General features: G+C 38.6%; 6 protein-coding genes. 3 read left to right on the top strand and 3 right to left on the bottom strand.

Annotation, left to right across the window (positions count from 1 at the left end; genetic code table 11):
• Window positions 1–170: 170 nt before the first annotated feature.
• The 3 genes from BW926_RS02165 to BW926_RS02155 all read left to right on the top strand — a co-directional run bounded on the left by BW926_RS02165 (window position 171) and on the right by BW926_RS02155 (window position 10,345).
• On the top strand, window positions 171–476 hold the full coding sequence (locus BW926_RS02165) for a hypothetical protein (protein WP_076443747.1): 306 nt from the start codon (window positions 171–173) through the stop codon (window positions 474–476).
• 142 nt (window positions 477–618) lie between these two features.
• Complete coding sequence (locus tag BW926_RS02160; RefSeq protein WP_076443745.1) at window positions 619–3,618, top strand: reprolysin-like metallopeptidase; 3,000 nt, start codon at window positions 619–621, stop codon at window positions 3,616–3,618.
• 268 nt (window positions 3,619–3,886) lie between these two features.
• Window positions 3,887–10,345, top strand: a complete 6,459-nt coding sequence (locus tag BW926_RS02155; protein ID WP_076443743.1) for a GEVED domain-containing protein — start codon at window positions 3,887–3,889, stop codon at window positions 10,343–10,345.
• A gap of 151 nt (window positions 10,346–10,496) precedes the next feature.
• Here BW926_RS02155 and coaE read toward each other — a convergent pair whose 3' ends face one another.
• The 3 genes from coaE to ruvB all read right to left on the bottom strand — a co-directional run bounded on the left by coaE (window position 10,497) and on the right by ruvB (window position 13,203).
• Window positions 10,497–11,132 carry a dephospho-CoA kinase gene (gene coaE / locus BW926_RS02150; RefSeq protein ID WP_076443742.1) on the bottom strand — a complete coding sequence of 212 codons (636 nt, stop codon included), beginning with the start codon at window positions 11,130–11,132 and terminating at the stop codon, window positions 10,497–10,499.
• Between the two features lie 2 nt (window positions 11,133–11,134).
• The gene (locus tag BW926_RS02145) at window positions 11,135–12,001 is read right to left on the bottom strand and encodes an MBL fold metallo-hydrolase (RefSeq protein WP_076443741.1); all 867 of its coding nucleotides are present in this window, start codon (window positions 11,999–12,001) and stop codon (window positions 11,135–11,137) included.
• 179 nt (window positions 12,002–12,180) lie between these two features.
• Complete coding sequence (gene ruvB, locus BW926_RS02140) at window positions 12,181–13,203, bottom strand: Holliday junction branch migration DNA helicase RuvB (protein WP_076443740.1); 1,023 nt, start codon at window positions 13,201–13,203, stop codon at window positions 12,181–12,183.
• Window positions 13,204–13,321 lie beyond the last annotated feature (118 nt).

The raw sequence follows: 13,321 nt of genomic DNA, 5'->3' as shown, positions 1-13,321 counted from the left end.
ATAAATATAGGGTATTTGAAGGTGAAAATATTTCTATAAAATGCGGTTATTGTTTAAACATGATGGTTAAAGACGGAGTGTATGAGTTTACTGAGCCTCAAAATACTAATAAGACTATCTAAGGAGTACATCCGAAAACAAATAAAACACCGGGAGGTTTCCTTTGCAGCATGAACGAAAGTGCTTTGTCAAAAAAGCAGATTGATGATCTATATTCAAAGAGAAAATCAATTTCAAACCAGCCGACAAATTTTTCAAAGTCTACCGATCAGAAATACAGAACCATGAGACTGGCAATGTCAGTAACTGGAGAATATACACAATTCCACGGAGGGCTGTTACGGAGTTTAGCTAATGTGAGCCCTACAGTAAGTAATGACCTGATAAAGGTGGTTATGTTATTACCATTGAAGATAAAAGGAAAAATTTATTTAAATCTAAGTTTATTAAAAAATAAAGGATTTTATAAATGTTAAAAAATCCTTACTTTATCTAGGTTTTTTTATTTTTTAAGAGTACTTAAGTTTAAATTTTATTTTTTTTAGTTAATTATAATTAAAATGTTACTATAATAATTTAAAATAAGTATATTTGACGCGCAAATTTAATTGAAAAGCAATGAAGAAATTTTTTACTTCTTTCTTATCTCTTTTAGTATTAGGTACTGCTGCAGTCGACGCACAATGGTCACCTACAATATTTAAAGGAGAGAAAGTAAGAAAAGAGGTTGATATTAGAGCCTATTATTCTTTAGACATTTCAGAATTAAGATCTCAACTAGCAAATGCACAGGAAACAGGCCCTAATTCTAAAGCAGTTGAAATTTCTTTGCCGACTATGAGCGGTAAAGTTGAAAAATTTGCTGTATACAGCTTCCCTGTTATGGCAAAAGACCTTGCAGATCAATACCAGTTAGGTTCCTATGTGGGTGTCGGTGTTGATGATCCTTCCAAATATCTAAGATTCTCCCTTGCTCCGAATGATTTTCAGTCTATGATTATCAAAGGAGGAGAATATGAATTCATTGAGCCTGTAAATTCTGATAAAACAGTTTACGGAGTACATCCTAAATCTAGAAAGAATGAAAATGGTTTCTTATGCTCTACAGGTGAAAACCCTGTGGCAGTAAAACAGGTAGACTTATTATTAAAAAACGGACGGTCTATTGCCAACCAGCCTACAAATTTTGCTAAGAGTTCTGACAAGAAATACAGAACATTAAGATTAGTAATGTCTACAACAGGTGAGTATACTCAATTTTTTGGAGGAGTATCAGGTGCAATGACCCAGATTAATGCTACCATAACAAGAGTAAACGGAGTATTTGAAAAGGATTTTGCTGTACATTTAAACTTATTAAGTTATCCAGGACTTATTTACTCTGACCCGACTAGTGATCCATACGCTACTGTAACAAATGCTGCTGCCCCCCCTGCATCATGGAATACTTCTCTTCGTGATGTATTGGCTACAAATGTTGGTCAAGCTAATTATGATATCGGACATTTATTCGGTGCTTCTGGAGGGGGAGGAAACGCAGGCTGTGTTGGCTGTGTTTGTATAAGCCCTGTGGGAACAGGCTACGATCCGGTAGTAGGTTATGGTAAAGGATCTGGAATTACTTCTCCGGCTACAGGATCTATACTTCCGACAGCAGCTAACCCTCCTTCTGGGGATAATTTCGATATCGATTATGTTGCTCACGAAATGGGGCACCAGTTAGGTGCTAACCATACATTCTCACATGACATGCAGGGTGCTCCTGTTCAGATGGAACCGGGATCTGGTTCTACGATTATGGGATATGCAGGGATTACTGGTACTAATACTGATGTTCAACCCCATTCAGATGCGTATTTCCATGTGGGAAGTATAGATCAGGTGCAGGCCAATTTAGATTCAAAAACTTGCGATGTTGAAACTACAATTACAAACAACCCTCCTGTAATTGATGATTTGCCAACATATAATATCCCTAAAGGAACAGCTTTCGTACTTACAGCTAATGTAACAGATCCGGAAAATGACCCAATGACATACACTTGGGAAGAAATTGATAATGCCAGTGTTGTTATTGATAAAACAAATTTAGGGACTACAGCTACGGGTGCATCTTTCAGATCAGTAGCACCTACTACAGTACCTACTCGTTATTTCCCGAAATTATCTTCTGTGCTAAACGGAGTTTTGGATAACAGTGGAGATACTTGGGAAGCAGTTTCTCAGGTGGCAAGAACTACAAACTTTGCAATCACTGCAAGAGATAATAACCCTACAGCCAATCAGCAACAGACTGATTATAATATCCAGACAATTATTGTAGGAAATGACGGGCCATTTAAAGTAAATACTCAATATGCCAACGTCAACACCCCAACTCCAATCGATTGGGCTGTAGTAAATACTACAGCGGCTCCTTATAACGTTGCAAACGTTAAAATTGACTATACTACAGATAATGGAACTACATGGACTACCTTAGCAGCATCTACTCCAAATGATGGTAGCGAAAGCTTTACTTTCCCTTCATCTTTGAACGGGCAGGTTATTAAATTGAGAGTTTCTTCTATAGGTAACGTATTCTATGCAATTGGTAAAATTACAATAACAACTTTTGCTCCATGTGATGGTTCTGCAGTAACAGGAGTTGCAACAAGTGGTGTTACTTATAATAGTGCCAATGTAAGCTGGGCTCCAGTTTTAAATGCTACTTATATAATCCGTTACAGAAAAGTAGGTGAAACAATATGGCAGCAGACAACTTCTACTGCAACTACCGTAACATTATCATCTTTAGCTGATGTTACGAATTATGAAGTTCAGGTAGCCGCGGTTTGTTCAGGTACTCCGGGGGCTTATTCTACTTCGGTTAACTTTACAACTCTTGCACTGCCTTATTGCCAAGCGTCAAGTGATAGCGGACAATTCAATTACATTTCTAATGTAACATTAGGAACGGTAAACAATACTACAACGGGATCTACATATTCCAACTTTACGACTAATACGGCATTACAGCCTACGTTAGTGCTTGGAAGTACGGGTAACTCAATAAGTGTTTCTGTAACTACAACTATCCCAGAGGCTTCTTCAAATGGAATGGCTGTTTGGATTGATTTCAACAAAAATGGAGCATTCGAAGCCAGCGAAAGAGTACTGGATATGCCTATCACTTCTTTACCGGTAGGAGCTACTCCTGTAACGGGAACATTTACAGTACCTGCAACAGCAGTAACTGGAACACCATTAAGAATGAGAGCAATTGTTGTTTATGCAACAGGTAACAATGTCCCAGATTCATGGGCATGTGAGAATTTTCCAAACGGAGAGGTGGAAGACTATGCTGTTATTGTAAATGCTCCATTAGCAACAAACGATGTAGCAGGTCCTAAAAATGATATTCAGCTATATCCAAATCCGGTATCAGATATCCTGAACATTACTAAGGTTTCTGATAAGGCTGCTTATAAAATTTATAGTGCAGCAGGACAGTTGGTGAAACAAGGAATAATCATAAACAGACAGATCAATGTTTCAGAATTAATAAAAGGAGCATATGTAATCTCTATTGATGATAAAGGAAAAGATACATTCAACTCGAAATTCATCAAAAAATAATTTAAACAATAAATATTAAGAATCCTCAGGTAATCCTGGGGATTTTTTTATTCAAAAATTGAAGTAAATAAGACTTAAGTTAATTTCTTAAAAATCATTAAAAAATCCTTAAATACTAAGATTTTTGGATGTTGAGGTTTTTATTTTTTAATTTTGAATACTTGATTTGAATTATTATGGAATTTGTATAAAAAAAATGATTACATTTACAAATTAATAATAAAAAATAACTAGATTTGTGTAATTAATATAATATATTGAGAAAGTTATGAAGAAAAATTTTACTTCTTTCTTTTTCCTCTTTTTGTTTGCGATTACCAGTGCACAATGGAGTCCCACGACATTCAGGGGAGAAAAAATCAGAGCAAATGCCGATATTAAAGGCTATTATTCTCTAGACATTTCTTTGCTAAAGTCTCAATTGGCAAAAGCCCAGGAAACGGGAAAAAATGCAAAGCCCGTCACCATCTCTTTGCCAACTTTAGGAGGAAAAATTGAAAAATTTGCCGTCTACAGCTTCCCTGTGGTAGTGAAAGAACTGGCAGATGAATATCAATTAGGATCTTATGTCGGTGTTGGGATTGATGATCCTGGCAAATATCTGAGATTTAGTTTGGCGCCTGATGATTTCCAGTCGATGATCATCAAAGACGGAAAATATGAGTTCATAGAGCCTGCTGACAAAAACAAGACAGTCTACGGTGTGCACCCGAAAACTGACAAAAGCAATGAAGGCTTTCTGTGTTCAATGAACGAAAACAGATTATCTAAACAAGAGATAGAAAATCTGTATACTACAGGAAAAGCATTCTCTAATCAGACTATGAACTTCTCAAAAAATTCTGATAAAAAATTCAGAACACTGAGATTAGCAATGTCAGTAACAGGCGAGTATACCCAATACTTCGGGGGAACTGTTGCTAATGCACTTACCGCTATTAATGCTACTTTAACGAGGGTAAACGGTGTATTTGAAAAAGATTTTGCTTTACATTTAAATTTACAAAACTTTCCGGGTGTAATTTACACCAATCCCGCCACAGACCCATATTCACCTGCTGCTGTAGGTGCAGGAGGTGCCTGGAACGGAGAATTACAACAAACCCTTACAGCGAACGTAGGAAATGCCAATTATGACATCGGCCATTTATTCGGTGCTTCCGGAGGCGGAGGTAATGCCGGCTGTATTGGCTGTATTTGCGTAAACCCAACTACGGGGGTTCCAAACGGAAAAGGAGCCGGATATACTTCTCCTGCAGATGCTATTCCGCAGGGAGACAATTTTGATATTGACTATGTAGCTCACGAAATGGGACACCAGTTCGGAGCTAATCACACGTTCTCTCATAATATTGAAGGCACAGGAGTAAATATGGAGCCAGGCTCAGGATCTAGTATCATGGGATATGCAGGAATTACCGGTGCAAATACTGATGTTCAGGCACACTCTGATGCGTATTTCCATATTGCCAGCATTAAGCAGGTTCAGGCCAACTTAATCAATAAAACTTGTGATGTTGAAACTAATATTACAAATAACCCTCCGGTAATTGCTACTTTACCAGCTTATACTATCCCTAAGGGAACGGCTTTCGTTTTAACAGCTTCTGCTACGGATGCTGAGAATGATCCGATGACGTATTGCTGGGAAGAAGTAGACAATGCGAGTGCTACGATTAATAAAAATAATTTAGGAACAACGGCAACGGGGGCAAGCTTTAGATCGTTAAGCCCTACGACAAACCCTACAAGATACTTCCCTAAATTATCTTCTGTATTAGCCGGAGTTTTAAATAACTCAAACAATCAGTGGGAATCAGTTTCTACTATTGCAAGAAACTCCAAGTTTGCAGTAACGGTAAGAGATAACAATCCTGCAGCAAACGAACAGCAGACTCAATTTGCAGAGCAAACCATTACTGTAGGAAATGACGGACCTTTTAAAGTAACTACTACTACAGCATATAATAATGGCCCTACAACCGTAGCTTGGGATGTGGCAAATACAACTGCTGCTCCTTATAGTACTGCCAACGTTAAAATAGATTATACTACAGATAACGGAGTAACATGGACTGTACTTTCTGCTTCTACAGTTAATGACGGAAGTGAATCTTTTAACATTGCCGGCCTTACAGTTGGGAATATTCTTAAAATCAGAGTAAGCGCCATCGGAAACGTATTCTATGCAATTGGTAGTGCAACAGTAGCAAATTTAGCAAACTGTACAGGTGCTGCTCCAGCTGGTATTACAGTTACTGCTATTACTCAAACTTCAGCTACAGTTTCATGGACAGCTGCTGCTAATGCTACATATGTAATTCAATATCGTCCGGTAGGAAGCACAACCTGGACTACAGTGACTTCTACAGGAAATTCTGTTGCTCTTACAGGCTTAAGTGACGGTATACAATATGAAGTACAGGTTGCAACAGTTTGTAGTGGTGTTCAGGGACCTTTCTCTTCATCTATAAACTTTACAACACTAGGGCTTAATTACTGTACAATGACATCCAGTAACTTTGCTTCTGAATATATCTCTAATGTAACGGTAACTCCAGTAGGAGCCGCAGTTATGAGTAACAACTCTGCAGGTTCTACTTATACTGATTATAGTACGACACCAAGTGCTTTGATCAATTTAGTAATCGGATCTACCGGTAACACGGTTTCTGTAACCAAATTCTTCCCTGGTACAGTTTGGAGTGAGGCTGTAGGTGTTTGGATCGATTTCAACAGAAATGGCACATTTGAAGCTACTGAACAGGTAATGAACTCACCATCGAGTACAACGACTCCTGTTTCTGCCACATTCAACGTTCCGGCTACAGCTTACAACGGGCCTGCAACTACAAGAATGAGAGTGGCAATGAGATATAATGCTGATCCTGTAATGTGCCAGAGTTTTGGTGATGGAGAAGTTGAGGATTATGCGGTGAAATTAATCCAGCCGATTCCTTGTACAAGTAACGCTCCATTAAACCTTACGGTAACTAACCTTACGGCAACTTCTGCATATGTAATGTGGGATCCAATAACAGGGGGTACTTATGTTCTTCAATGGAGGCCAATTGGTTCTACAACCTGGACTACCGTTCCTTTAACTACACCAGCTTATACTATTACAGGTCTAACAGAGCAGACTCAGTATGAAGTTCAGGTAGCTTATGTTTGTTCAGGAACTACAGGTACATATACTGCTCCTTATGGATTTACAACTCCGGCGGTGACGTATTGTAATAATACACCAACGAATAATACAAACGGTTATATTTCTAATGTAACAATTACTCCTACGAACTCGTATGTAATGAGTAGTAACTCAGTGGCAAGCACATATACAGATTTCTCTGCAGATCCTGCCAGACTGATTACATTAGTGCGTAACTCAACAAATAACTCTATTTCTGTTTCTAAATCATGGTCTGGTACTTTCCAATCTTATATAGCGACTTCTGCCTGGATTGATTTTAACAGAAACGGTATTTTTGAAGCCAGCGAAAAAGTAATAGGGGTAGGTACAAGTATCACTACACCGATCACTTCTACATTCACGGTTCCTGCAACTGCTTATAATGGTCCGCAGACACTTAGAATGAGAGTGATTGTTGCTACAAGTACAATTAATGATCCTTGTGCTACTATCTCTGAAGGTGAGGTCGAAGACTACGCTGTTAAGATCATTGATCTTCAGCCATGCACGACTGCTCCACCAACTCCAATCATGGTTACAAACGTAACGGCTTCTACAGCTCAGGTTTCTTGGGTGAGTGCAACAAGTGCTACTTATACATTAAGATATAGAACAGGTACAGGAGCTTGGACAGTAATTGCCAATGTAACTAACCCGTATACTATTATCAATCTTAATGCTTCTACTACTTACGAAGTACAAGTTGCAACAATTTGTGGTGGTACAACGGGAGCATGGTCAAACTCTATAAACTTTACAACTCCTGCGAGCTCTTATTGTACACCTCCTACAACAAGTGTTGGTAATGGCTATATCAATAATATAACCGTTACAGGTACGAACACACCTACGATGTCGAACAACTCCGGGCCTACTACTTATACAGATTATTCTACAGATCTTACTAAAACTGTTACATTAGCTCGTAACTCCACGGGGAATGTACTTTCAGTAGGAAGAACAATCTTATCAAGTACCTATTCTACCTATGCGTGGATTGATTTCAACGGCGACGGAATATTTAATAATAATCCAACTACTGTTGCAGGTGGTGAGAGAATCATGAATTTAGGATACTCTTCTACAACTCCGGTTACGGCTACATTCAGCGTCCCTACTGGTGCGTATGCAGGTACGAATAAAGTGAAAATGCGTGTAATTGTATATTACAATACTCCTGCAGATGCTTGTTCACCTCTTACAAGTGATGGAGAAGTTGAAGATTATCTTGTGAAATTTATAGATATTCAACCTTGTACTACAGCTGCACCTACGGGTATTACAGTGACAAATATTGCTGCAACGACAGCTACAGTTTCATGGATATCTTCTACAGGAGCCACTTATCTGGTAAGATGGAGAACAACTTCTCCGGTTGGAACATGGAATGTATCTCCTGCGCCTATCACTGGAAATTCATATAATATTACCGGTCTTACAGAGCAGACAGCTTATGAAGTACAGGTTGCAACAATTTGTGGTGGTACTCAAGGGCCTTGGTCTACTTCCATACCATTTACAACAACACCTATTACTTACTGTAATATGACAGGTACAGGAACTACTGATTTCATTTCTAATGTTACAGTAACTCCTGTAAACCCGGGGCTTCCGGTGATGAATAACACATCAGTTCAGACGAACTACATCAGTTATACGACACCAGCGACGTTAATTAACCTTGAAATCGGTTCTACAGATAATAAGCTTTCTGTAGCAAAAGGCTGGTCATCAGGTTCTCAAAACGATGCCGTATCTGCTTGGATTGACTTTAACAGAAACGGTATCTTCGAAAGTACAGAGCAAATCATGAATTCTGCAGCTAGTACTACAACGCCTGTAACTGCATTGTTTAATGTACCGGCTGGTGCTTACAGTGGCCCATTGACAACAACCATGAGAGTAGTTCTAAAACGTACAAGTTCTCCGGTAATGTGTCAGAATGCAGTAAATGGAGAAGTAGAAGATTATGCTGTGAAACTAAGACCGTGCGTTACGACAATGCCGACAAACTTAGCGATCAACACAATAACTCACGTTTCTGCTAATGTAAACTGGACGGTGCCTGCAGGTACACTTACATTTATTGTAAGATATAGAGTGTCTGGTACAGGTACATGGACGGAAGTTATAGCCTCTACACTGTCAGGAAACCCTCCATTGACTTTAACAGGATTAACTCCTGCTACGACTTATGATGTACAGATTGCTGCAAGCTGCGGAACAACTCCGGGTACATTTACAGCTATTCAGACATTCACCACGAGATGTGATCCTACACCTCCGAATGTGACAATAGGTACTGTAACGACAAACTCGGCGGTAGTAAACTGGGCTCCGATTGCAGCCAGCTCTACATATGTGATCAGATACAGAATTGTAGGTACTACAACTTGGACTACCATCAATGTTACAACTCCTCCTTTCGGTTCTTATACAATTACAGGATTAAGTCCGTATACAACATATGAAGTACAGGTTGCGAATATGTGTAATGGTGAAACTACGGTTAACCCTTGGTCTAATCCTAAAGTATTTACAACAGAAAGAACTTGTGAATTACCACCTCCGGGATTAACAATCACTAACCTTACACCTACAACGGCTGTAGTGGTTTGGGACCCTTTTCCTGGTGCTACATATATCTTAAGATATAGAAAAGTAGGTATCCCGAGCTGGACAAATGTTCCTTCTTCTACAAATACAGTGACATTAACTGGATTAACAGAATTGACTCAGTATGAATTGCAGGTAGCGAATGTATGCGGAGGTACTCCTGGTACATATACATTACCATACTTCTTTACCACACCTACTGTAGTGTATTGCCAGATGGCTTCTACAACCTCTAATTCTGAGTATATTTCAAAAGTTACAGTGAAGCCAAATGGTAAGCCGGAAATGAACAACTCGTCTAACGCCTCGAACTATTCTGATTATACAGGTGTTCCTGCTACGTTTATTGAATTGGTACAAGGTTCTTCAAACAACCAGATTACGATCGAGAAAAAACTGAGTGGAAACGCTGTAGCTGGATTAGCTGTTTGGATTGACTTCAACAGAAACGGATATTTTGATATTAACGAAAGAGTCCTTGTTTCATCACCTAATAATCAGCAGACGGTAAGCGGAACATTCTCAGTGCCTGCAGACGCATTTGTAAGTCTTACAGACTACAAATATGTGGTAATGAGAGTAGCAATGGCAAAAGATGGGATCCCTGTAAACTGTACAAGCTTCCCGAACGGTGAGGTTGAGGATTATACCGTAAGAATTTCTAAAACCCCTATTCCTAATCCGGTTAACCAGACAGATATCCTGATCTATCCTAACCCGGTAAGTACAGTATTGTATGTGAAAAATATCAGCAAAAAAGCAAATTATAAGATCTACAACGCTGCAGGACAATTAGTATCAAACGGAATTATCTTAAACAACAAAATAGATGTACATAACTTGATAAACGGAGTCTATGTAATAGACATTCAGGATGGAGACGCAATCTCTGCTCAGAAGAAATTTATCAAAGAATAAAAATAATACCATTTAATATTAATCCAATTTAATAGGCTCTTAGTAATGAGAGCCTATTTTTTTGTATTAAAATTTAAAAGGTTAGTTCTCAAAAGTAGCTACAATAAAAAGGCTCGTTAGAAATAATCCAATCCAACGAGCCTTAATTTTTTTATTCGATACCAAAAATTACTTTTTCAGTTTGCTCTTTTAAATCATCTAGATTTGTATTGTTGTAAATGATACAGTCTGCCAGTTTTATTTTATCTTTTTCAGGCATCTGTTTTTCCATGACGGCCTGTACTTCACGATACGTTTTACCGTCTCTGTCCATTACTCTCTTTATCCTGATATTATCTTCAGCGGTTACCAGGATAGACTTGTAGCATTGCTGGTTAAGCTTTAATTCAAATAATAGGGCAGTTTCCTTAAAAATCAAATATTTGGTCTGCTTTTTTACCCATTCTTCAAAATCAATTTTTACGGCTGGATGAATGATTTCATTTAATTTCTGAAGGAGATCTTTATTGTTAAAAACTTTTTCAGCAACAAATTTCCTGTCATACAATCCATTTTCATCATAAGCTTGCTCGCCTAAAAGTTCTTTGATTTTTACTTTTAAATCTTCATTGTCATTCACAATATCCTTCGCCCGTTCATCCGAATAATATACCGGAAATCCGAACTCTTCAATGAATCTTGCTACGGTGGTTTTCCCTGATCCGATTCCGCCGGTAAGGCCTATGACCTTTGGTGCTGATAACGGCTCGGGCTCTGTTTTCTGAGTTTCTGAATGTAATTCTTCCATAATTAATATCCAAAAACATCATTAAAACTAAAGGTTTCATCAAATCTTATCCCCTTTTCAGTCATTTTAAGGCTGGCTAGCTCATGGTGGGCATCATGCTCGAAAAACAGCAGATATTCATTATCTACACACTGCTTCAGGAATTTTCCTTTCTCTTCTAAAGTTAAAAGCGGTCTGGTGTCATATCCCATCACATAAACATGCGGAATATGCCCGATTGTAGGAATAAGATCGGCTGCAAAAACAATTGTTTTTTCCTGATACTGGATCACCGGAAGCATCTGTTTCTCTGTATGGCCATCTACGAAGATCACATCCATTTTCAGGTCGGGTGCAAAACCGTAATTTCCCGTTGTAGGTAGAGGCAGAAAGTTCAGCTGGCCGCTTTCCTGTATCGGGATAATATTTTCTTTTAAGAAGCTTGCTTTTTCCCTTGCATTAGGCTCTGTTGCCCATTGCCAATGGTTTTCATTGGTCCAGAACTGTGCGTTTTTGAAGGCCGGTCTGTAGCCCGATCTGTCATCATTCCATTCTATGGCACCGCCACAATGGTCGAAATGAAGATGCGTAAGGAAAACATCTGTAATATCTTCTCTTACAAAGCCATATTTTTTAAGACTTTTATCCAGATTATCGTCTCCCCAAAGCGAATAGTATCCGAAGAATTTTTCGTCCTGCTTATTTCCGAGTCCGCAGTCTATTAAGATTAATTTTTTTCCGTCTTCCACCAAAAGTGAGCGTGTTCCCAATTCGATCAGATTTCTTTCGTCTGCAGGGTTTGTTTTCTCCCACAGACTCTTCGGGACGACTCCGAACATGGCACCTCCGTCGAGTTTAAATTTTCCACATTGTATTGGATATAATTTCATATAATATTAAGTTGTTTATAATGTATTTATTCTTTATTTAAACATTAAGGATTTTAAAAACTTTTTGTTGTTTTGAATTTTTAAGCATAAAATTCTTCAATCCTACTTCTTAATGTTTAAAAACATTTTCTTTTGAGATAATTTTTGTTTAATAAATCTTATTCGGAATAACTTTAAACCTAGAAAAGTTCTCCCGGGTTTTTAGGTTTAACGATATTTAAATGCTTATAAGCTTTTTCCGTTACTTCGCGGCCTCTCGGTGTACGAATGATAAATCCTTCCTGAATTAAAAATGGCTCATAAACTTCTTCCAAAGTCTCCGAACTTTCGCCAATTGAAGTGGCCAGGGCAGAGATTCCTACTGGTTTTCCTTTGAAGTTTTCAATCATCACACGCATGATTTTGTTATCCATTTCATCCAGACCATGTTCATCTACATTCAATGAATTCAGGGCATATTTTGTGATGTTGATTTCAATTTCACCATTTCCCTTAATCTCGGCAAAATCACGAACCCTCCTCAAAAGAGCATTGGCAATTCTGGGCGTTCCCCGGCTCCTTCTTGCGATTTCTATGGCTGCATCCTCATAAATTTTCACTCCTAAAACCCTGGAGCTTCGCTGGATAATCATCGAAAGCAACTCAATGGTATAATATTCTAACCTGCTTTGAATCCCGAATCTTGCGAGCATGGGCTTGGTCAGCATTCCGCTTCTCGTAGTTGCCCCTACCAGTGTAAAAGGATTTAACCCGATCTGAACACTTCTTGCATTCGGGCCGGTTTCCAGCATAATATCAATTTTGTAATCCTCCATGGCAGAATACAAATACTCTTCCACAACAGGCGAGAGACGGTGGATTTCATCAATGAAAAGCACGTCATTTTCTTCGAGATTGGTAAGAAGTCCGGCCAGGCTTCCGGGCTTATCCAAAACGGGTCCGGAGGTAATTTTGCAGTTTACGCCTAATTCGTTAGCTATAATATTTGCTAAAGTGGTTTTTCCCAGACCGGGAGGGCCATGCAAAAGGACATGGTCTAATGCGCCGCCACGTTTTTTGGCAGCCGTCACGAAAACTTCTAGATTTTCCAGTGTTTTCCTTTGTCCTGCAAAATCTTTAAAGCTTTGGGGACGTATCTGTTCTTCCTGCCAGAGTTCCTCGCGGGAATAATTGTCTTTATCTGGATGTAAAAAATCGGGCATTAATTCATTTTCATTTACCGTAAAGATAGGAAAATTGAGGGTAAAATAGAGATAGCATGATTGGAAAAATTAAGATTTGAGAAGAACGGATATTTTAAGTATTTTTGAGTGAGAAAAC

The sequence above is a fragment of the Chryseobacterium sp. RU37D genome (genome assembly GCF_900156075.1).
Taxonomy (GTDB): Bacteria; Bacteroidota; Bacteroidia; order Flavobacteriales; family Weeksellaceae; genus Chryseobacterium.
The sequence above is the reverse complement of the archived record's forward strand: the minus strand, read 5'-3'. Positions and strand labels throughout refer to the sequence as shown.